The organism is Nocardioides sp. LHD-245, from assembly GCF_030929495.1.
Classification (GTDB): Bacteria; Actinomycetota; Actinomycetes; order Propionibacteriales; family Nocardioidaceae; genus Nocardioides.
Genome location: NZ_JAVFWN010000016.1, coordinates 75625 through 96244 on the forward strand (window position 1 = coordinate 75625; position 20620 = coordinate 96244).

The window sequence follows — 20620 nt, forward strand, 5'->3', positions numbered from 1 at the left end:
CCGCTGTCTACGTGCTGGCCTGTCCTGTCGACCAAGCCCAGGCCGCGATCGCGACCCGGTTCGAGACGTGGAGCTTGCGTCCGATGTTGGCCACGTGGTTCTTCACCGTCCCGGCGCTGATGAACAGCTCGTCGGCGATCTCCGCATTGGTCCGGCCCTGGGCGACCAGTCGCACCACCTCGAGCTCGCGGGCGCTGAGCGACGGGCCCTCGGCGCTGTGACCGGTCGCGGCAACGACGTGGCGCAGCAGCCGGACGGTGAGCTGCGGGCTGATCAGGGTGTCTCCGGACATGGCCGCGCGGATCGCTTCGACGAGCAGCCCCGGCCCGGATCGCTTGAGGAGGAACCCGACCGCGCCGTTGCGCAGGGCGGTGTGGACGTACTCGTCGAGATCGAATGTCGTCACCACGATCACGCGCGTGGGCTCGGCGACCCCGGAACCGGCGAGCGCCCTGGTCAGCTCCAGGCCGTCGAGACCCGGCATGCGGATGTCGGCGAGCACCACGTCGGGCCGGAGGCGCCGCGCCTGGTCGAGGGCCGAGTTGCCGTCGGGGGCCTCGGCGATGACCGTCATGTCGGGCTGGGCATCCAGAACCATGCGGAAGGCGTCGCGGATCCCTGGCTGGTCGTCCGCGATCAGGACCCGGGTCGTCACGCCGTCGCTCCTTGCTCTGTGGTGCGGGACAACGGAAGGGCGACGGTCACTTCCCAGCCGCGCGATCGACGCGGCCCGGCCTCCACACTGCCACCGAGACGCTGCGCACGTTCGGTCATCGCGGCCAGACCGAGCCCAGCGGTCGCACGGCGTGACGCCCCGGACCGCCCGTCACCGTCGTCGGCGATCGAGACCACCAGCCAACCGTCGGCTTCCGTCAGCACCACGCTCACCGCCGTGGCGCGGACGGCGTGGCGTCGTACGTTCGTCAGTGCCTCGACCACAGCGCGATATGCCTCGGCCCCTGTGATCGCGCTGACCTCCCGGGTCAGTGTCCGCTCGACGACGGCCAGGACCTCGCCGGCAGCGGCGAACCTCCGCACCAGCTCGTCGATGTCGTCGATGCCGCCGCGGGTGATGCGGACCGGGTCCCCGTCGTCGCCCAGGCCGTGGACGGTCTGGTCCATCGACTCGAGGGCGCGGATCCCGGCAGCCTCGATCTGTCCGAGCAGCTCGGCAACCCTCGGATCGCCCAGGGGGAGCACAGCGGCACCGGCCTGGGCGCGCGCGACGATCTCGCTGATGTCGTGGGCGACGAAGTCGTGGAGATCCACCGCGAGCCTCAGTCGCTGCTCGGTCCTCGCCGTGGTGATCGCCCGCGCTCGCTCGGCGGCGACCCAACGCAGGTACAGGGCTGCGGCTCCCAGGACGACGGGCGGGATGAGCCAGGCCGCGCTTGCCGCCGCTGCGGTCAGGACCGGTTCGTCGGGCACGAAGCGCTGCACCCACAGCGTCGATCCGGCGGCAGCAAGTGCCCCGGACACAACCGCTGGCCGGGGCTCCGACCAGCGGACGACGACGAACACCAGGGCAGTGAGCACGAGTGGCTCGGCGAGCAGCCACGTCCCGGCGTCCTGGTCCTGACCAGTCATGGCCCGATCTGTCGTCCGGCTCAGCGCCGTGACGGCGATCGAGATCGAACCGGCTGCGGCCGCGGTGGCCGCAGCCAGCGTTCGTCCATCCACTTCTCGGAGCCTAGGCGCTCAACGACGAGGGGTCGATGTGCCGATCGGCATGGGCCCGGGCGCAGGCAGCCGCCTCGACGTGCCGATCGGCATCTGGGCACACGACGTCGGGCGGGGCGAGGCTCGAACCATGACGACAACGTGGGCTTCATGGATCGGATACGTCGTGGCCGCATGGTCGGCGGCGTACGGCGCGGCCGGCGTGTGGTGGGCCCTCGGTGGCGGTGGGTTCCCGTTCGGGACCGGCGACCCTGAGCTGGTGGCGGAGCCGGACGTGGCGTTCAAGGTCTCCTTGCTGGGGCGGACCACACCTGAGGTCGCCGGGCCGGTCATCGCCGTGCTGGGGCTCGCCGGCGCGGTCGTGGCGACCGCGATGACCCGCGTTCCGGTCCGGGGATGGCTTCGACGCCTGCTGCCGGCGTTCGCCTGGATGCTGGCGACCGCACTGACCGTCGGCATCCAGGACTACCGGACGCTGATCGTGGTTGCGTACACACCGATCCTGGCGATCGGCAAGGTCCTGGGGGTCTGGCCGGACGGCAGTGGGTGGGGCGATCTCTACCTTGCGCCGCGGCTGAACCTGCTGATGTGCCTGCTCGCGGGGGTGGGCTGGGCACTGCTCGCGGTCGCCTTCCGCCGCCGGATCGCCGGAGCGTGTGGATCCTGCGGGCGTGCTGGCACCGCCGAGCGCACCGTCGTGGACCGGTGGGGACGCCGCGCCGTCTGGATCGCGGTGGCAGCACCGCTGCTCTACTGCGGCACCCGATGGGCGTGGGCGCTCGGCTTCTCGCTCGGGATGGACCCGGAGGCGTACCAGGAGGGCAAGGAGGAAGGCTTGTGGATCGCGGGCGCCGCACTGGCTTCCTTCGGCATCGTCGGGGCGGTACTGACGCTCGGGCTGATCCAGCGCTGGGGCGAGGTGTTCCCACGCTGGATCGTCGGCCTGCACGGCCGACGGGTCCCGCCGATGATGGCCGTCGTGCCGGCCGTGTTCGTCTCGGTGCTGGTGACCTCGGCGTCGTTCATGTACCTGCGCATCGTGCTCATCGACGGCCTCACGGCAGAGAACTGGGCACTTACCCTGCCCGAGGTGTTCTGGTCGGTTTGGGGAGCGGCACTGTTCGTGGCTGCCCTCGCCTACCACCGCCGCAGGCGGCCCGCATGTGCGATGTGCGGCCCGGAGAGCGGGGTCGAACTTCCGGCCGACGTGTGTGTCAGGCCACCGGAGAAGTCCGGATCAGGTCGCCGCCCGGACCGGTGATCACGAAAGTGCGACCGAACATGTCGTCCTGCGGCTCCTCACCACGCGGACCCCCTTCGGGTACGGGTGCCGGCTGATCCTCCTCGCCCGTACCAGATCCCAGGCTGCAGGTCTGGGCACGGCAACCCACAGGCTGACGTAACGCAACAGATTGACTTGTCGTAGGCAAAGTCAAGGTTCGCTGCATCTCGACGATCAACATGTCGAGATGCAAGCAAGATTGGTGCACCCCACGGTGGGCTACTTTGACGAGACCGGCCCGCCAGACGGGGCTAGCCAAAGTGCGCCGAGCTCGGCTTGTCAGGCTGACTGGCGGGTTGCGGCGAGGAGCGCTGCGACATCCGGCGACGTCACTCTGAGCTGTCGATCGGGTGGAAGGCGCCCCGTTCGCGAGGAGGGAGGCACCGCGATGGCGCAGCCGGGGAGGAAAGACGGTGTCCGCTGTGGGGCGAGGCCGTCGATCGGCCATCAGAGGAATCGCCGGATGGTCCTGCTCTCGTATTCGATCAGGTCAGTGGGGAGCCGGCTCGACGTGTCGGGCTCGATGGAGCAGCGACTCTTCAATCTGTAGGTGTGGTCTCGAGTCCACACCGGAGCACCCACCGGCAGTTCGATGAGGCCCGTCTCCTCAGCGGCCTCGCGAGGGGCAGCACTAGGCGGGTGTGCAGCCGTGCTCATCGCAGCAGTGGTGCTTAGGCTCCGGACCGGGTGCGCCGGAAACAGCGAACATGCCGGAGTTGCTCTCGCAGCCGACGTGCTCGCAGATCGGCTGGCCGTTCTCATCCATCTCAGGCTCGATAGTCACGGCATCGAGTATCGCGGATCACCCCGACACGCTGAAACAAGGTTGTCAAACAGCACATAGGCAAATCTCAATCGAACTCGCCGCAGGAAACTTTGACGAACCAGCGCTGGACCCGGGCGTCCGTCCAACCCGACTTCCTTCCCGGGTCACCGCTGTCGTCGATGTAGGCGAACTCGGCGCGGGGCGCGGTGTTGCTCGCGATGACGTCCAGGATCGTCGGCCTCGACACTCAGGGCCGCCCGTGTGGGTTGACGTAATCAGACAGTCAAACCTGTCGTAGGCAAAGTCAAAGTTCGCTGCATCTCGACAACAACAGGTCGCCGTCAGTGCGCCATGTCGACGAATCGGCTGTAGTGACCCTGGAAGGCGACGACGATGTCGCGGGTCGCGCCGTTGCGGTGCTTGGCGACGATCAGGTCGGCCTCGCCGGGGCGGGTCGACTCCTTCTCGTAGACGTCGTCTCTATGGAGAAGGATCACCATATCCGCATCCTGCTCGATGCTGCCGCTTTCGCGAAGGTCCGACATCGCCGGACGCTTGTCGGCGCGCTGCTCGGGACCACGGTTGAGCTGCGAGAGCGCGATGATCGGGATCTCGAGCTCCTTGGCGAGGAGCTTCATCTGCCGGGAGAACTCCGAGACCTCGAGCTGGCGGGACTCGACCTTCTTGCCCGAGGACATCAGCTGGAGGTAGTCGATGACCATCAGCTTGAGGTCGTGCTTCTGCTTGAGCCGGCGGGCCTTGGCCCGGATCTCGGTCATCGTCATGTTGGGCGAGTCGTCGACGAACATCGGCGCGGCCGAGACCTTCGCGACGTGGCGGGCCAGGCGGTCCCACTCCTCGGTGCCCATCTTGCCGTTGCGGATGTGGTTGAGCGGGATCCGCGCCTCGGCCGAGAGCAGGCGCATCACGATCTCGGCGCGCGTCATCTCCAGGCTGAAGAAGGCGCTGGTCAGGTTGTGCCCGACGGAGGCCGCGCGGCAAAAATCGAGAGCCAGCGTTGATTTGCCCATAGCGGGACGCGCCGCGACGACGATCATCTGGCCGGAGTGCAGGCCGTTGGTGAGCTCGTCGAGGTCGGCGAAACCGGTGGGGACGCCGTAGATGCCGGCCTCACGGTTCTCGATCGCCTCGATCTCGTCGAGGACACCGTCCATGATGTCGCTGAGCGGTGCGTAGTCCTCGGACTTGTTGCGGTCGGTGACCTTGTAGATCTCCGACTGGGCCTCGTTGACGATGCCGTCGACTTCACCCTCGCCGGCGTAGCTGATCTGGACGATCTTGGTGCCGGCGTTGACCAGGCGGCGCAGGATCGCCTTCTCGTAGACGATCTCGGCGTAGAAGCCGGCATTCGCCGCGATCGGCACGTTGGCCGCGAGGGTGTGGAGGTACGGCGCGCCGCCGATCTTCTGAAGCTGACCGCGCCGCTGCAGCTCGCCCGCGACGGTCACCATGTCGGCGGGCTCGCCGCGGCTGTAGAGGTCGAGGATCGCCTCGTGGATCTCCTCGTGGGCGGGCCGGTAGTAGTCGGGCCCGCGGAGCACCTCGACCACGTCGGCGATGGCGTCCTTGGAGATCATCATCGCGCCGAGCACGGACTGCTCGGCGGCCATGTCCTGCGGCGGGGTGCGGCCGCCGCTGGGCGCCTCGCCCGGTGCGTACGACGCGGGGCCGTCGCCCCAGTTGCTGGGCGGCTCGGCGGTCCAGGCGGGCGGGTCGTCCGTGAGACTCACGGTCCTCCCACCTCCTGATCTCGTCACCGTCTCGTCGCGGTCTCGCTCCGGCCCGGTCGCCCGGGGTCGTGCGGTACCCAGCGTCTCGACCGGGTCCGACACAATCAGCCGAGCGGGTCGACCGCACGTGCCACCAGTGCGGCAACCTACGGGCCGGACGGGCTCGCCGAAAGCGCCTTATCCACAAGGGTTGGGGATAACTCGGGGTAGGGCGTGGACGACACGCGGACATGGTGTGCACGGGGTGGGGAGGAACCTGTGGAGGCGAAGCGGCCAGAGAGGCCCGATGTGCGGCTGACCTGCGGAAACGTCGATTCACGCCTGTGGATGGCAAAAAACTGGGATGTGATCCTGTTCACCTTCCGGCCATCGGGGGGTCGGATGCCGTCTCCCGCCGCACGGGTCCCGCTACCACACCTAAGGCCCTCATTTCCACAGGGGGACCCCACTTATCCACCGGCGCGGGAGCGACCGTGGTGAGCGCGGCACGGGCGCTGGACCGGGAGATCGCCCGGCTCGCGTTCCCGGCCTTCCTCGCGCTGGTCGCCGAGCCCCTGTTCCTGCTCGGCGACGCCGTCGTCGTCGGCCACCTCGGCACCCCGGAGCTGGCCGGCCTCGGCATCGCCGGCACCGTGGTGACGACGGTCGTGGGCCTGTGCATCTTCCTCGCCTACGGCACCACCGCCGGAGTCGCCCGCCAGATCGGCGCCGGCCACCGCGACGCCGCCCTCGCCCAGGGCCTCGACGGGCTGTGGCTGGCCGTGCTGATCGGCGTGCCCGCCACCCTGCTCACCGCGCTGGCCGCCGACCCGCTCGTCGCCGTGTTCGGGGCCTCCCCCGACGTGGTCGAGCCGGCCACGACGTACCTCCGGGTCGCCGCCCTCGGCCTGCTCCCACTCCTGCTGATCCTCGCGGGCACCGGCGTGCTGCGCGGCCTCCAGGACACCCGCACCCCGCTCGTGGTCGCCGTGGCGGGCAATGTCGCCAACATCGTGCTCAACGTGGTCCTCGTGTACGGCGCCGGTCCGGTGCCGGGGCTCGGGATCGCCGGGTCCGCGCTCGGCTCCGTGCTCGCCCAGACGGCGATGGCCCTCGCCCTGGTCCTGACCGTGGTGCGGGCCGCCCGCCGCGAGGGCGCGACCCTGCGCCCCCACCTGCCCGGCGTGCGCGCGGCCGCGCGGGCCGGCGTCCCCCTCATCGTGCGCACCCTCACCCTGCGGGCCTCCCTGCTCGTGACGACGTACGCCGTCGTCCTCACCGCGACCGCCGACCCGGATCTCGACAGCGCCGCGGTCCCGGTCGCGACCCACCAGCTGGCGATGACCCTGTGGGGCTTCCTGGCCTTCGTCCTGGACGCGATCGCCATCGCCGCGCAGGCCATCACCGGCCGCTACCTGGGGGCCGGGGACGTCGCCGGCACCCGCGAGGTCACGCGGCGGATGGTGGGCTGGGGGGTGGTCAGCGGCATCGCGACCGGACTGCTGCTGGCGGCGGCGAGCCCGTGGCTCGGCGCCCTGTTCACGCCCGACGCGGGAGTCCGCGACGCGCTCGTGCCCGTGCTGCTGGTCGCCGCCCTCGCGCAGCCGGTCGCGGGCGTCGTGTTCGTCCTCGACGGCGTCCTGATCGGGGCCGGCGACGGTCGCTACCTGGCCTGGGCGGGCGTGATCGTGCTCGCGGGCTACGCTCCGGTCGTGCTGCTGACGAGTGGGCTGGGTGCCGGACTGCCCTGGCTGTGGGTCGTGTTCTCCGTGGTGTTCATGGGCGGCCGGCTGGTCACCTTGGTGCGCCGTGCGCGGGGCGACGCCTGGCTGGTGGCCGGGGCGTGAAGCCGCTCCAAGCGGTCGGGCTGGGTCTCGTGCTGCTCGCACTGGGTCCGGCCGACGCGGAGCCGGGCACCTTCGACCCACTGCCCGACCCCTTCGGCTGGCTGCTGATCCTGATCGGCCTGCACGGCCTGAACGGCGCCCTCGAGGCACGGCGGATGCCCGCCCTCCGGTTCCTCGGTGGGCTCGCCCTCGCCATCTCGGTCGCGCTGGTCGTGCCGGCCGTGGCGCGCTGGGTCGCCACCGACCCGTCGCTGGGCTGGGCGGCCGACGTCCCCCGGTTCGGCTTCTTCGCGCTGCTGTGCCACCAGCTCAGCCAGGCGGCGCTGCGGGCGCGCAGCACGGGTGGCGCCAGCGCGTTCGGCATGGCCGCCCTGACGCTGCTCTTCGTGCTCGCCGCGCCGCCGCTGGCCTTCGGCGCCGACTGGACCGGCGTCGGAACCGCCGGCGAGGTCGCCGCCCAGGCGGTCCAGCTCGCCCTCGTGATCCTCTGCTTCGTCGTCGCCGGACGAACCTGGGCGGGCGCGCCGCCCGCGCCGGACCCGGCGGCCTGAGTCCGTCGGGTCCGCCGGGTCCGTCGGGTCCGCTGGAGAGGTCAGCCCGCGATCGCGGTGAGGATCCGCTCGGCGAGGCCGACCGACTGGTTGAGCGGGTCGCCCTCGTACTGGACGCCGTCCTCGTAGTCGAGGTCGATCTGCAGCAGGACCTTGTCGGTGCAGGCCCGCAGCTCGCCCTCGAACTCCGGCGGGTTGCTCACCTTCCACCAGCCACCGGTCGCACCAGCGATGTCGGCGGCAGGCTCGACGATGCCGTCGTCGTCGGCCGGCTGCGGGCACCCGAAGGCGCCCCGGGTGAAGTCCTCGGGGCCGGTCAGCTTCACGGTGACCTCGGCCAGCCCGGCCGACTCGAACGAGCAGTCGTCGCTCGTCCAGGCCAGACCCTGCTCGTCGGAGTCGTCACCGCCGACCTCGGGCGCCCCGAAGCTCATGCCGTACGCCTCGGCCAGGTCGTCGGCGCTCACCACGTCGCACGCGGCGGGCAGGGTCGAGGCGGGGGTCGACGGAGCGGTGGGCGCCGCGCTCGGCGGCACCTCGGTGGGCGAGGTCTCCTCGGTCGGGCTGGACGCGGCGGTCGGGGTGTCGTCCGCGTCCGGGTCGTCGTCGCCGCAGGCCGCCAGGACCGGGGTCAGCAGGAGGAGGGCAGCGGGCCAGAGCCGTCGTACACGCATGGGGAAGCTCCTGAGTTGCAGGGGGAAGGAAGGAGTTGGGTCAAAAGTAGCGGCGTGGCCGGTCCCGAGGGGACCGGCCACGCCGTCGTACGTCGATCAGGTCAGGCCGGGATGACGTTGAGCGCCACCGCGGCGGACACGTCGTCGTGGAGCTTGACCGACACCGCGTGGTTGCCCAGCGACTTGATCGGGTTGCCGAGGACGATGGTCCGCTTGTCGATCGCCTCGCCGGCGGCGTCACCGAGCGCGGCCGCGATGTCGGCGGGGGTGACCGCACCGAACAGGCGGCCGCCCTGGCCCGCCTTGACCTTGACGTCGACCGGCGAGCCCTCGAGCTTGGCCTTCAGGTCGGCGGCGTGGGCCTCGTCGCGGACCGCACGCGCGGAGCGGGCGGCCTTGATCGAGTCGGCCTGCGCCTGGGCGCCCCGGGTCCACCGGATGCCGAAGCCGCGGGGAATGAGGTAGTTGCGGCCGTAGCCGTCCTTGACCTCGACCACGTCACCGGCAGCGCCGAGGTTCTCGACCTCCTGGGTCAGGATGATCTTCATGAGTTCAGCTCTCCTTCTCTGACTCTGCTCAGCGACCGGCGGAGGTGTAGGGCAGCAGCGCGACCTCGCGGGCGTTCTTCACCGCGATCGCGACGTCCCGCTGGTGCTGGACGCAGTTGCCGGTCACCCGACGGGCGCGGATCTTGCCGCGGTCGGAGATGAACTTCTTCAGAAGGCCGGTGTCCTTGTAGTCGACACCGGTGGCCTTCTCCTTGCAGAACTGGCAAACCTTCTTCTTCGGCTTGCGGACGACTGCCTTCGCCATTGTGGTGCTCCTCCTCAGAGCCCGGCCGCGTCAGTCAACGACGGCCGGAATGGTTGGGTTGTGATGCTTGATCAGAACGGGGGCTCGTCGCTCGACGCGACGCCCGGCGCGGCCCACGGGTCATTGGCCGGGGCACTGCCCCCGTAGTTGGAACCGCCACCCTGCTGCTGCCCACCACCGGCGGGGGCACCGCCCCACGGGTCCTGACCCGCGGGACGTCCACCGCCCTGGTTGCCGCCACCCTGGCCGCCACCCTGGGCACCGCCCTGGTTGCCGTAGCCGCCGCTACCGCCGGAGCGGCTCGCGCGGGTGACCTTGGCAGTCGCCCACGTCAGCGACGGGCCGATCTCGTCGACCTGCAGCTCGTTGACGGTGCGTCGCTGACCCTCACGGTCGTCGTACGAGCGCGACACGAGCCGGCCCTGGACGACGACGCGCATCCCCTTCTGCAGGGACTCGGCGACGTTCTCGGCGACCTGGCGCCAGACCGAGCAGCGCAGGAACAGGGTCTCCCCGTCCTTCCACTCGTTGGTCTGACGGTCGAAGGACCGCGGCGTGGACGCCACCGTGAAGTTGGCGACGGCCGCACCCGACGGGGTGAAGCGCAGCTCCGGGTCGTCGGTGAGGTTTCCGATGACGGTGATGACGGTGTCGCCAGCCATGGTGGTCTCCTGTGAGGGTGGGTTCGAGTGGCCCGCCCGGGTCAGTCCCGGGCAACGGCCCCCATGGTGTCCCGTGGTTCCGACAATGAACAGTCGCGTTCCACAGGAAAGGGGCCGGGCTGCCTCAGACGGTGGGTCGCAGGACCTTGGTCCGCAGGACGGACTCGTTGAGGGTCAGCTGGCGGTCGAGCTCGTCGACGGTCGCCGGAGCGGCCGTCAGCGTGATGATCGCGTAGATGCCTTCGGCGTTCTTCTTGATCTCGTACGCCAGGCGACGCTTGCCCCACACGTCGACGTTGTCGACCGTGCCGCCGTCGTTGCGGACGACGTTCAGGTACTTGTCGAGCGACGGCTGGACCGTCCGCTCGTCGAGGCTCGGGTCGAGGATGACCACGACTTCATAGTTGCGCAAAGCGGTCTCCACCTCCTCTGGACTCAGGCGGCCGCGGACTTTCCACGGCAGGAGGGCCTTGCTTGCCCGCTGGTTCGGCCCAGCGGACGGTACGGCGCCAGCGGCACCGGACAGGAGAGGTTAACAGCGCGCGGGCAACGGGGCCGAATCGCCACCGACCCGGCGCAGATGAAGTGGCAACACACGCTGACCCGGCGCAGATGAAACTCGAACAGCGTCCGCTTAGTGCCCGGGTCGGTGCATTCTCGGGTTCAGTCCGCGCCGGGTCGGTGCATTCTCGGGTTCAGTCCGCGCCGGGTCGGTGCGATGTGAGATTCAATCTGCGCCGGGTCGCGGGCCGGCGGGGCCTACCCGAACAGCACCGGGTTGCGGATCGACGAGTCGTCGATGACGAGCACCGCGACCGCGCCCGCCAACCCCTCGGGTACGTCGAGGGAGACCGCCGCGCAGACGTCGTCGGAGCCGAGGTCCCAGGCGCCGTCCAGCGAGCCGAGCAGCTCCCCGGCGGGGTTGTAGAGCTCGATCGTGAACGGTGTGCCGTCGGGCAGCCCGCTGACCGCGAAGTGCGCGTACAGGGTGGTCGGGAGCACCACGCCGCTGAGCACCTGCGGGTCGTCCAGGGTGCTGGTCGTCGAGCAGTCGCTGTTGCCGTCGGCGCTCCAGCCGGCGGGCGAGGCCGTCGCCTGGCCCATCGGGTCGGCGGGCGGCTCCGGCAGGTCGTCGAGGTACGGCGACACGTAGTCGGGGTCGCCGCCATCCTGGGCGATCTGGACGATGTCGCCGCTCAGGTTGACCGGCCGGATCCGGGCCGAGCCGCCGGTGAAGGCGCCCCCCTCGCCGCTGTCGCCGATGGTCGCCTCGGTGACGACGGCGCTGTTGACGCCGACCAGCTCGCCGTCGTCGTTGATCGAGGCGCCGCCGGAGTTGCCGGAGCCGATCCGGATGTCGCTGTCGATCCAGGCCCGGTTGCCGGGGACGGCCGCCTCGGTGAGGAAGGTCGACACGACGCCCCGGGTGACGGTGAGCGCCCGGTCGAGTCCGTCGCCGGAGGCGACGTGGGCCACCGCGGGGAAGCCCAGCGCGGTGAGCTCGTCGCCGGTGCGCAGGTCGTCGCTGTCGCCGAGCGGGACGGGCGTGGGCAGGTCGAGGTCCTGCTCGTCGATCTCCTTGCCGTCGGCGTCGGCGGTGATCCGGAGGACCGCGAGGTCCAGGACGCCGTCGGCGACGATCGCCTCCGCGGTGTACGACGGCGCGGCGGGCTTGTCGTCCTCGGCGGAGGTGAGCGCGACCAGCAGACCCGCCGGGTCGTCGCTCGGGGGCAGCTGGCCCGGGGCGCTGGGCTTGCCGACGTGGGCGTTGGTGAGGATCAGGCCGTCCTCGCTGATGATCGTGCCGGAGCCGGTGTAGAGCGGATCGCCGCTGTCGTCGACGGCGATGATCAGCACACTCGCCAGCTTGGCCCGGTCGAGCTCCTGGGTGCTCAGTCCCGCGGTCTCGGACGGACCGCCCCCGCCGCCCGACTCGTCGTCGCCCAGCAGGACCGCCGCGGTGACGCCGCCGCCGGCCAGGACCAGGGCGGCGACCACCCCGCCGACCACCGCGGCGGTACGCCGGCGCTTCTTCTTCGCGATGGACTTCTGCGCGGCGCCGGCGGCCACGATCGGGACCACCTCGACCTCGGCGCCCGCGGTCGGGTGGCCGAGCATGAGCGTGGTCGGGTCCTCGAGCCGGCGCTGGGTGACCCGGTCCTCCTCGAGGAAGGTGCCGGCACTCGACCGGTCGACGTACCACCAGCCGTCGGGGCGGCCCTCGACCACGCCGTGCAGGCGGGAGACGGACGGGTCGTCGATCACGACCTCGTTGCCCGGGTCGCGCCCGATCCGGACGACCACCCCGGGCGGGAACCGGCGCGACGTGCCGCCGGCCCGGACGAGCAGCCCGGGTCCGCCGCCGAAGCCCGGGGCACCGCCGGGGCCCGGACCGACGGGGCCGACGGCGCCCGGCAGCATCGTCTGCTCCAGGGCGGGCGGCGGCATGACCGGGGCGGGCGCGACCGGGCGGGGGGCCGCTGCCGGGGTCAGCGTCAGCTCCTCGCCGTTGACGCCCCCGCACCGGACCACGATCGGGCCGTTGAGCCGGACCTCGGTCACCCGGTTGCCCTGGAGGAAGGTCCCGCCGCTGGAGCCGACGTCGACGAGCACCCAGCCGGAGCCGTCCGAGCGGAGCTCGGCGTGCCGACGGGACGCCGAGGGCGCGGTCAGGAGGATATCGGCGCCGGCGTCGCGACCGATGGTGACGACGCGGGGCTCGTCGAAGGACCAGGTCCGGTCGCCCGCGGAGACGTGGAGGGTGCTCACGCGAGGAAGGTAATGCCCCGGACGCCCGATCCACGAGTGTCTGCGCCGGTCGATACGGTGGCGACCATGAGCGAGCTGCGCATCGGAGCCCATGTCGACCAGGCCGATCCGGTCGCGGAGGCGGTCGCCCGCGACGCGCCGCTGGTGCAGTTCTTCCTCGGCAACCCGCAGTCCTACAAGGGCCCCGTCCTGTCGTACGACGGCGGGCCGGCCGCCCTCCGCGCCGCCGCCGAGGCGGCAGGCGTCGACCTCTACGTGCACGCGCCGTACCTCATCAACGTCGCCACGACCAACAACCGCCAGCGGATCCCCAGCCGCAAGCTGCTGCAGCAGCACATGGACGCCGCCGCCGAGCTCGGCGCCAAGGGACTGATCGTCCACGGCGGCCACGTCACCGACGAGGACGACCCGGCGAAGGGCTTCGACAACTGGCGCAAGGCCATCGAGGCCACCGACCTCAAGATCCCGCTGCTCATCGAGAACACCGCGGGTGGCACCAACGCGATGACCCGCTACCTCGAGCGGATCAAGGGCACCTGGGACGCCATCGCCTCCGCCGAGGGCGCCGACCTGGTCGGCTTCTGCCTGGACACCTGCCACGCCCACGCCGGCGGCAACGCGCTGGAGACGATCGTCGACGACATCCGCGCGATCACCGGCCGGATCGACCTGGTCCACGCCAACGACAGTCGTGATGCGTTCGACTCCGGGGCCGACCGGCACGCCAACTTCGGCACGGGCCGGATCGACCCCGACCTGCTCGCGCAGGTCGTCCGCGACGCCGGCGCTCCCGTCGTGTGCGAGACCCCGGGCGGTGCCGAGGAGCACGTCGCCGACTTCGCCTGGCTGCGCGAGCGGGTCTGAGCCTGTCCGGTCGTCACCGGCCGGTCATCAGGTCGAGCCGTCGTTCGAGCGCCGCCGCGGAGGACCGGAAGCCGGCGACGCTGTCCAGCTTGATCTGCTCGTAGCCGCGGATGCCGTCGGGCAGGTCCACGAGCTCCTGGACGACGTCCGACGTGGAGCTCCGCAGCTGGACCACGGCCCGCTCCACCAGGTCACGATAGAGCCCGGGAAGCTCCCGTTCGACCCGTCGCACCTCGCCGCGTCCGAACGGATCGAAGCTGGTGCCCCGCAGGCCCCGGAGCGCGTACAGCACCCGGAAGACGACCCGGAACCACGGTCCCACCGCGATCTTGCGCCGCACGCCGAGGGCTCGGAGGATCGGCGGATGCAGGCGGTAGGTGAAGCGTGCGTCCGCACCGAACGTCTCCCGGACCTGCTGGGCGAGCTCGGGGTCGAGGGAGAGCCGGGCGACCTCGTACTCGTCCTTGTAGGCCATCAGCTTGTACAGCTGACGGGCGTAGGAGTAGGCGAGCCGCCCGGTGGTGCCCAAGGCGTCCCGCTCCGCTCGCGCCACCCTCTCGACGTCGTGGCGGTAGCGGGCGGCGTAGTCCTTGCTCTGGTAGGCCGTCAGATCCCGCACCCGCGCGTCGAGCAGTCGCTCCAGGTCGTCGTCGCCCGGGTCGTCGGGTGGCATCAGCGCCTCCCGCTCCGGGGTCCTCGCCCTGGCGGTCATCGCCGCGCGGACGCCGTCCGGATCGGCGACATAGCGCCGCCCCCACCGGAACGCCTGCAGGTTGCGTGCGACCGCGACGTCGTTGAGCGTGAGGGCCTGCTCCATGGTGGCCGGGCTGATCGGCAGCGCACCGGCCTGGACCGCCGCTCCGACGAGGAAGACGTTCGCATACTGGTCGTCACCGAGCAGCGCGAGCGCCGCCTCCCGGGCATCGACGACGACGGCATGCTCGCGGCGGGTCCGGCTCAGCACGCGCTCCACCGTGGCGCCGATCTCGGGGAAGGCGGAGCTCGGGTCGCTCACCATGCGCCCGGTCGGCACCCGCGACGTCGAGAGCACCGCGATGGAGCGGTCCACGGCGGCCGCCTCGAGGTGGGCGTCGTCCGCCGCGACGAGCAGGTCACAGCCCAGATAGAGGTCGCACTGCCCGGGGTCCACCTTGTTGGCCCCCTGGAAGGGGGTCAGCCCGAGGCGGACGTCGGAGACGACGGCACCGCCCTTCTGCGCCATGCCCATCTGGTCGAGACCGCGCACGTACAGGCCTTCGATGGACGCGGCGGTGGCGATGACCTGGGCGATGGTGACGACGCCCGTGCCGCCCATCCCGGTGATGCGCAGGTTGAACCGGCTCACCCCGACACGCACCTGGGGATTCGGGAGGGACTCCGCCGCGAGGTCGCCGGAGGAGCCCGGAGCCGACGCCGGGAGTCCGCCGGAGGAGCCCGGCCTGACGCCGATGAAGGACGGGCAGTCCCCGTCGAGGCAGGAGAGGTCGGTGTTGCACGAGGCCTGATGGATCCGGGTCTTGCGGCCGAACTCCGTCTCGACCGGCTGGACCGACAGGCAGTTCGACTTGACCCCGCAGTCGCCGCAGCCCTCGCACACCCGCTCGTTGATCATGACCCGCGTCGTCGCCTCGGGGACGCGGCCTCGCTTCCGCTTGCGGCGGAGCTCGGTCGCGCACTCCTGGTCGTTCACGATCACGGTGACACCGTCGACGCCGGCCAGCTCCTCCTGCACCGCGACCAACCTGTCCCGGTGCACGACCTCGACATCACGCGGCAGGCGACTGCGTCGGTACTTCGCGGGATCGTCCGTGGTGATGACCGTCCTGGCGACGCCCTCGGCGGCCAGCGAGCGCACCAGGTCCGGGACCGACATCACGCCGACCGCCTCCTGGCCACCGGTCATGGCCACCGCGTCGTTGTAGAGGATCTTGTAGGTCATCCGCACGCCGGAGGCGATCGCGGCCCGGATCGCCAGACTGGCGGAGTGGTGGAAGGTGCCGTCGCCGACGTTCTGGATCAGGTGCCCTTGTCGCACGAAGGGAGCCATCCCGATCCAGCTCGCGCCCTCGCCACCCATCTGGGTGAAGCCGATGGCGGTGCCGACCCGCTCCTCGGGCATCAGCGCGGCCAGGGCCGAGCAGCCGATCCCCATCCCCACCAGCGTGCCCGGGGGCACCTGCGTCGAGCGGTTGTGCGGACATCCCGAGCAGAAGTACGGCGTGCGGCTGGCCATCGGCAGCAGCGGACGGCCGCCCGCGGGGCCGCCGGCCACCGGCATCCGCCGGTCGCCGGGGAGCCGGGGAGCCAGCACCCGCGCGATCAGTGCGGGTGGGAGGTCGGCATGGGCGCGGAACAGCTCCGCTCCCTCGGGGGTCCTGCGGCCGCTGACCCGCGGAGCATCCGCACGGCCGTACAGCAGATCCTTGACGGCCGCCTCGATGCAGGAGCGCTTCTCCTCGACGACCACGAGCTCGTCGAGCCCCTGCCCGAACCGCTCCACGATCCCCGGCTCCAGCGGGGAGATCATGGCGAGCTTGAGCAAGCGGATCCCGGTGCCGGCGAGGTCCGAGGGGTCCAGGCCGAGGAGGGTCAGGGCCTGGCACACGTCCAGGTAGGTCGCCCCGGCGGCGACGATGCCCACCCGCGCGTCCGGATCGCCGGAGATCACGTCGAGCCCGTTGGCCGCCGCGTAGCGGCGGGCGAGCTCGACCCGTTCGTTCATCAGTGACCGCTCCAGCCGGCCCAGCTGCGGCTGCAGGAAGTGCGCGGACACCTCGTGGACGAACTCGGTGCCGTCGATCTCCCGGCTCGGGACCACCGGCTGGAACGGAGCTTCGCCCAGTCGGACCGTGGCGGCCCCGTCGACGACATTGGTGGCCAGCTTCAGGCCGGTCCACAGGCCGCAGAACCGCGACATCGCGATCCCGTGCAGACCCAGGTCCAAGATGTCCTGCGGGTCGGCGGGAGCCAGCACGGGCATCCCGATCTCCGCCATGGCGACCTCGGAGGCGCTGGGCACGGTCGACGACTTCGCGATCGAGTCGTCACCGACGAGGACCAGCACGCCACCGTCGGGATCGGCACCCGCGAGATTCCCGTGGCGCAGCGCGTCGGTGGCCCGGTCCAGGCCGGGCGCCTTCCCGTACCAGATCCCCACGACGCCGTCGGCGGTCCGGTCGGGCGAGGCCGAGGCGAGCTGGGAGCCCAGGACCGCGTCGGCCGCGAGCTCCTCGTTGACCGAGGGCCGCAGTACGACGCCCGCCGCCTCCATGAGGGAGGAGCGCCTGGCCATCTCGAGGTCGTAGCCGGCCAGGGGTGAGCCCTCGTAGCCGGCGACCAGGGTCCGCGTCGCACGACCGGCGGCGGCGTCGATGCGGTGCTGGTCGAGAGGGATCCGGACCAGCGCCTGCAGGCCCGACAGGTGGAGCTCGCCCGATCGCCGCTCGTAGCGGTCGGCCAGGGCGACGTGCCGGCGGGTGGACGCGCCCATGCCTACGCCCCACCCGCCAGGCCGCCGTCCGGGAGGGGGACGGGGGACGGCAGCGGATCGGCGGTCAGCACGGTCCTGGCCGACCTGCTCAGATGACGGGCGAGATGGACGTCCCAGTACAGCGCGCAGCAGCTGGCTCCGGCCTGCCACACCGACGCGACGTCGGAGGGATCGGGAACACCCCAGCCGAAGGCCACGTCGAGTCCCGCCAGCCTGGTGATCACGTCGTGCATCACCTCGTCGAACCCGTCGGGCCGGCCGCCCTCCTGCTCGTAGTCGTCGCGCAGGTCCTTGGGCCCCAGCCAGAAGGTCGTCACGCACCGCGCGGCGGCGACCTGCTCGAGGGACCGGACCAGGTCCATGGTCTCGACGACGACGCTGACCGCGGGCTCCCGCGCGTAGGAGGTGCCCCACGCCGTGGCCGGCATCACCTGGCGCGGTCGCCTCCCCGCCGGGGGGTAGGTGAGCCAGGCGCACGCCTGCTGGATCTCCCGCAGCGTACGCACCCGGGGGACCACGATCTCGTCCACGCCCATGTTGGCGAAGGTCAACAACACGTCCGGCTCGTGGTTCTGCACGCGGACCACGGTCCGCGTGGCGCTGCCCGACAGACGGCCGACCACCTCACCGACCTGGACCGGCGTGAGTCCGGTGTTCTCGGCGTCGAGCCACAGGAAGTCCAGGCCGGCCTGCGCGACGGAGTCGACCAGCACCGGGTCGACCGAGGAGGTGAGCAGACCCAGCTGGCGCGACCTCGGTGCGCTAGCCATCGCTGCCGCCGAGCCGAGAGAGGACGTTGCGGGTGATGCGCGCCACCAGCGGGTCGCCACCCTCCAGCCCGTGGACCCAATCGGTGCAGCCGGTGGTGAACACCGTGCCTCCCTCCGTATAGACCCCCATCACCGCCTGGCCGTGTCCCAACCGGGCGGCCGCCGGGTCGTCGTCCTCCTCGGCCCGTTCCGGGTCGACGCCGAGCACGCGCCAACGGGTGTAGGCGAGGTCGGACATCCCGCCGTTGACACCCTGCGTGGTGGGCGGCAGATCGCGCTGGGCCCAGAGCCGGGCCGGCGAGGTCGCCAGCACCTCGAACGACGTCGGCGTGCCGTCGGCATGGGTGGGGGCGGGCAGCCCGTCGGGGCCGTAGGTGAGCTCGCACCCGTCCGCCTCGTAGCCGACCACCCCGTGCTTGGCACCGAGCAGGTCGCCGTACCTCAGGTCGGTCCCCTCGAAGACCCAGTGCCCGGGTCGCCACACGTGGTACCCGCCGGAGCCGCGCGGGGTCGCCTGCCCCGCGCGGACGTAGCCGCCTCGGGTGAAGCTGACCCCGGTCAGCCGGTTCTCCGGCCGGCCGACGACGCGGTCGGACCACATCCCGCTCTGCAGCGGCGTGCCCCGCTCGGGGTCGGCGGTCGGGGCGGCGTACTTGTAGCAGGTCATCGCGCGACCGTCGTCCTCGAGGCGGACCTGCCAGAAGACCGCGTTGCCCGTCAGGAAGGCCGCGTTCCCGCCGCCCGCGATGTAGTCCTCCATCGTGTCGCGCATGCCCGCCGACCAGTACTCGTCGTGTCCGACGCTGAGCACCAGCTGCCGGCCCTGGAGGATCTCCGGGCGCAGCTCGAGATCGGAGCTCACCGCGTAGTCGAACGCGAAGCCCTCACGCTCGGCCCACGAGATGAAGGGCCGCTCCCACTGGTGGAATCCCGAGCCGTAGCACCACCCGGACACGCGATAGGCGTCGACCATCCCGCTCTGCTCGTCGAAGTCGGGGTCGTAGCGGCCCATCGCCGTCGCGGCGCGCAGCTGGATGTCCGGCGGGCGCGCCAGGAAGCCGGGCGCGAAGGGTCGCTCCCAGGACACCCGTACCCCGCCGGTGTAGAGGCTGCGACTGTGGTTCCAGTCGTTGTAGGCGTTGTAGGTCGTGTCGGTCAGCAGGATCAGCGTGCGGGGACGCGTGGCCGGAGGCTCGGCGCTGCGGACCACGAAGTACGCCGGCTGATCGAGCTCGTCGAGCGACTTGTCGGCCCAGTTGAACCGGACCTCGTAGTAGCCCGGGGTCCAGTCGGGCGAGACCTCGATCTCGAAGGAGACCGGCCAGTCGCAGCCACGCTCCCCGACGTCGTCGGGCACCTCGCGGCGATGGCCCTCGATGCCACTGCGCGCCCACACGACCCGGCGGTTGGCACCGCGACGGGCGATCTGGACGTCGAAGTGCGAACGCTCCGCGCTGCAGTGCACCCGCACGGTCTGACCCGCCACGAAGCTCCGCCCACCGCCGACATAGCCCTCGACGGCCGCCCTGAGCATGTTGTCCGGGGATCTCACAGGAAACGAGCCGGATCGAAGAGGGCCGGATCGCAGCTCGGCTGCAGGGACCCACCGTGCACGAGCAGGTCACGCACCAGCTCGCCGGTGGCCGCGGCGAGGTGGATCCCGCGATGGGTGTGACCGGTCGCGAGGTAGGCGCCGCGCAGGCCGGGCACCGCTCCGACCAGCGGCCGGGTGTCGCGCGAGAGCGGACGGATGCCGGTGATGTGCTGGCCGACGGTCGCGAACTTGACCGTCGGCAGCACCTCGGTGGCCTGGCGCAGCAGCTCCTCGCGCGCCTCCGGGCTCGGGGGCGGATGGGGGTCGGCCACCGCCTCGTTCTGGTCGACGATCCAGTTCTCGCGATCGTCGAAGTCGCGGCCACCGGTGCTGCCGATGCTGAGGAACCCGTCGACCCGGCTGATCAGGTGTCCCCGGCGGGGGGTCGACAAGATCGCCTGCAGCGGCTGCGAGGGCCAGCGCAGCATCAGGCGCTCCCCGCGCAGGGGACGCACCGGGACCGTGTAGCCGGTCCACTCCGAGGCCAGCGCGGCGGAGGCGCCCATCGCGAGCACCACGTTGTCGCAGGCGATCGTGCCCTGCTTGTGGGTCACGCCCACGACCCGGTCGCCACGCCGGGCCAGACCGGTGATGGTCGTCGGGAACAGAGCGGCGCCGAATCGCTCGGCGGAGCGCATGAACGCATGGGACAGCCGGTCGGCCGGCACCTGGAGGGCCTCGGGCTCGAACGCGGCGCCGCGCACGTCGCGGGTGATCGACGGCTCGATCGCCCGCACGTCGTCGGGGTCGAGCCAGCGCACGCTCATCACCTCGGACTGCCACTCGAGGTCGGCGCGCACCTGACGCTCCTCCTCGTCGTCGATGGCCAGGCGCATCGCCGGGCGGCACTGGTAGCCGGTCCGCACGCCGGAGAGATCCTCCAGCACCGGCACGATCGCCTTCGTCGAGTGGTGGCCACGCACTCCCCAGCGCAGGTACTCCGCGTCGTCGAAGTCGGCCGAGATCGAGTACATCGCTCCCGTCGCACAGGTCGACGAGCCCGCGGCCACCCGATCCTGCTCGACCACCATCACCTTCAGGCCGGCTGCCGCCAGGTGATAGGCGCACGAGGTGCCCACCGCCCCCGCACCGACCACCACGACGTCCGGACTCTGGCTCAATGACACG

General features: G+C 71.3%; 18 protein-coding genes. 4 read left to right on the forward strand and 14 right to left on the reverse strand.

All coding sequences use genetic code 11. The features are described from left to right. Positions 1 to 7 precede the first annotated feature (7 nt). Both RB608_RS22255 and RB608_RS22260 read right to left on the reverse strand, forming a co-directional pair. A complete protein-coding gene (locus RB608_RS22255; RefSeq protein ID WP_308090260.1) occupies positions 8 to 655 on the reverse strand; it encodes a response regulator transcription factor in 648 nt (215 codons plus the stop codon). Further along, positions 652 to 1587 (reverse strand): ATP-binding protein, encoded by a 936-nt coding sequence (locus RB608_RS22260; RefSeq protein ID WP_308090261.1) that lies wholly within the window; start codon positions 1585 to 1587, stop codon positions 652 to 654. The genes RB608_RS22255 and RB608_RS22260 overlap by 4 nt, the downstream gene beginning before the upstream one ends. Positions 1588 to 1810: 223 nt before the next feature. Here RB608_RS22260 and RB608_RS22265 point away from each other — a divergent pair, with 223 nt between their 5' ends. Further along, positions 1811 to 2941, forward strand: a complete 1131-nt coding sequence (locus RB608_RS22265; protein WP_308090262.1) for an NYN domain-containing protein — start codon at positions 1811 to 1813, stop codon at positions 2939 to 2941. A gap of 872 nt (positions 2942 to 3813) precedes the next feature. On the opposite strand, the gene RB608_RS22270 is transcribed toward RB608_RS22265, so the two are convergent. After that, entirely contained in the window at positions 3814 to 3975 is a 162-nt protein-coding gene (locus RB608_RS22270) for a hypothetical protein (protein WP_308090263.1), read from the reverse strand. Positions 3976 to 4069: 94 nt separating this feature from the next. Then, positions 4070 to 5359 carry a replicative DNA helicase gene (gene dnaB / locus RB608_RS22275; protein ID WP_308090352.1) on the reverse strand — a complete coding sequence of 430 codons (1290 nt, stop codon included), beginning with the start codon at positions 5357 to 5359 and terminating at the stop codon, positions 4070 to 4072. A 596-nt stretch (positions 5360 to 5955) separates the two neighbouring features. On the opposite strand from dnaB, the gene RB608_RS22280 reads away from it, so the two are divergent. Together RB608_RS22280 and RB608_RS22285 are read left to right on the forward strand one after the other, a co-directional pair. Continuing rightward, positions 5956 to 7305, forward strand: a complete 1350-nt coding sequence (locus RB608_RS22280; RefSeq protein ID WP_392391036.1) for an MATE family efflux transporter — start codon at positions 5956 to 5958, stop codon at positions 7303 to 7305. Next, positions 7302 to 7856 carry a hypothetical protein gene (locus tag RB608_RS22285; RefSeq protein WP_308090265.1) on the forward strand — a complete coding sequence of 185 codons (555 nt, stop codon included), beginning with the start codon at positions 7302 to 7304 and terminating at the stop codon, positions 7854 to 7856. Before RB608_RS22280 ends, RB608_RS22285 begins: the two co-directional genes overlap by 4 nt. A gap of 41 nt (positions 7857 to 7897) precedes the next feature. Here RB608_RS22285 and RB608_RS22290 read toward each other — a convergent pair whose 3' ends face one another. The 6 genes from RB608_RS22290 to RB608_RS22315 form a co-directional block, all read right to left on the reverse strand. Beyond that, positions 7898 to 8530 (reverse strand): hypothetical protein, encoded by a 633-nt coding sequence (locus tag RB608_RS22290; protein ID WP_308090266.1) that lies wholly within the window; start codon positions 8528 to 8530, stop codon positions 7898 to 7900. A gap of 101 nt (positions 8531 to 8631) precedes the next feature. Next, complete coding sequence (gene rplI, locus RB608_RS22295; protein ID WP_308090267.1) at positions 8632 to 9078, reverse strand: 50S ribosomal protein L9; 447 nt, start codon at positions 9076 to 9078, stop codon at positions 8632 to 8634. Between the two features lie 28 nt (positions 9079 to 9106). Further along, positions 9107 to 9343 carry a 30S ribosomal protein S18 gene (gene rpsR, locus RB608_RS22300; RefSeq protein ID WP_182378637.1) on the reverse strand — a complete coding sequence of 79 codons (237 nt, stop codon included), beginning with the start codon at positions 9341 to 9343 and terminating at the stop codon, positions 9107 to 9109. Positions 9344 to 9414: 71 nt separating this feature from the next. Next, entirely contained in the window at positions 9415 to 10005 is a 591-nt protein-coding gene (locus tag RB608_RS22305; protein WP_308090268.1) for a single-stranded DNA-binding protein, read from the reverse strand. A 124-nt stretch (positions 10006 to 10129) separates the two neighbouring features. Beyond that, positions 10130 to 10417: a 30S ribosomal protein S6 gene (gene rpsF, locus RB608_RS22310; protein ID WP_308090269.1), complete on the reverse strand. Its 288-nt coding sequence runs from the start codon at positions 10415 to 10417 to the stop codon at positions 10130 to 10132. 347 nt (positions 10418 to 10764) lie between these two features. Next, positions 10765 to 12774, reverse strand: a complete 2010-nt coding sequence (locus RB608_RS22315; RefSeq protein WP_308090270.1) for an FHA domain-containing protein — start codon at positions 12772 to 12774, stop codon at positions 10765 to 10767. Positions 12775 to 12840: 66 nt separating this feature from the next. Between RB608_RS22315 and RB608_RS22320 the strand changes: the two genes are divergently transcribed. Beyond that, a complete protein-coding gene (locus RB608_RS22320; RefSeq protein ID WP_308090271.1) occupies positions 12841 to 13638 on the forward strand; it encodes a deoxyribonuclease IV in 798 nt (265 codons plus the stop codon). Positions 13639 to 13651: 13 nt separating this feature from the next. Here the strand turns inward: RB608_RS22320 and RB608_RS22325 are convergent, their stop codons facing one another. From RB608_RS22325 to RB608_RS22340, 4 genes are read right to left on the reverse strand one after another with little or no spacing between them, the layout of a single operon-like run. Then, positions 13652 to 17128 (reverse strand): indolepyruvate ferredoxin oxidoreductase family protein, encoded by a 3477-nt coding sequence (locus RB608_RS22325; RefSeq protein ID WP_308090272.1) that lies wholly within the window; start codon positions 17126 to 17128, stop codon positions 13652 to 13654. A 2-nt stretch (positions 17129 to 17130) separates the two neighbouring features. After that, a complete protein-coding gene (locus RB608_RS22330) occupies positions 17131 to 17898 on the reverse strand; it encodes an aldolase/citrate lyase family protein (protein ID WP_308090273.1) in 768 nt (255 codons plus the stop codon). After that, a complete protein-coding gene (locus RB608_RS22335) occupies positions 17891 to 19432 on the reverse strand; it encodes a N,N-dimethylformamidase beta subunit family domain-containing protein (protein ID WP_308090274.1) in 1542 nt (513 codons plus the stop codon). Before RB608_RS22335 ends, RB608_RS22330 begins: the two co-directional genes overlap by 8 nt. 14 nt (positions 19433 to 19446) lie before the next feature. Further along, positions 19447 to 20619 carry an FAD-dependent oxidoreductase gene (locus RB608_RS22340; protein WP_308090275.1) on the reverse strand — a complete coding sequence of 391 codons (1173 nt, stop codon included), beginning with the start codon at positions 20617 to 20619 and terminating at the stop codon, positions 19447 to 19449. Position 20620 lies beyond the last annotated feature (1 nt).

What these genes read in the sequence shown, in the direction of transcription:
- RB608_RS22335 (WP_308090274.1), bottom strand. Translation starts at nt 19,432, where the DNA reads ATGCTCAGGGCGGCCGTCGAGGGCTATGTCGGCGGTGGGCGGAGCTTC.
- rplI (WP_308090267.1), bottom strand. Translation starts at nt 9,078, where the DNA reads ATGAAGATCATCCTGACCCAGGAGGTCGAGAACCTCGGCGCTGCCGGT.
- rpsR (WP_182378637.1), bottom strand. Translation starts at nt 9,343, where the DNA reads ATGGCGAAGGCAGTCGTCCGCAAGCCGAAGAAGAAGGTTTGCCAGTTC.
- RB608_RS22330 (WP_308090273.1), bottom strand. Translation starts at nt 17,898, where the DNA reads ATGGCTAGCGCACCGAGGTCGCGCCAGCTGGGTCTGCTCACCTCCTCG.
- RB608_RS22290 (WP_308090266.1), bottom strand. Translation starts at nt 8,530, where the DNA reads ATGCGTGTACGACGGCTCTGGCCCGCTGCCCTCCTCCTGCTGACCCCG.
- RB608_RS22260 (WP_308090261.1), bottom strand. Translation starts at nt 1,587, where the DNA reads ATGACTGGTCAGGACCAGGACGCCGGGACGTGGCTGCTCGCCGAGCCA.
- RB608_RS22320 (WP_308090271.1), top strand. Translation starts at nt 12,841, where the DNA reads ATGAGCGAGCTGCGCATCGGAGCCCATGTCGACCAGGCCGATCCGGTC.
- RB608_RS22305 (WP_308090268.1), bottom strand. Translation starts at nt 10,005, where the DNA reads ATGGCTGGCGACACCGTCATCACCGTCATCGGAAACCTCACCGACGAC.
- RB608_RS22265 (WP_308090262.1), top strand. Translation starts at nt 1,811, where the DNA reads ATGACGACAACGTGGGCTTCATGGATCGGATACGTCGTGGCCGCATGG.
- RB608_RS22325 (WP_308090272.1), bottom strand. Translation starts at nt 17,128, where the DNA reads ATGGGCGCGTCCACCCGCCGGCACGTCGCCCTGGCCGACCGCTACGAG.
- dnaB (WP_308090352.1), bottom strand. Translation starts at nt 5,359, where the DNA reads ATGGCCGCCGAGCAGTCCGTGCTCGGCGCGATGATGATCTCCAAGGAC.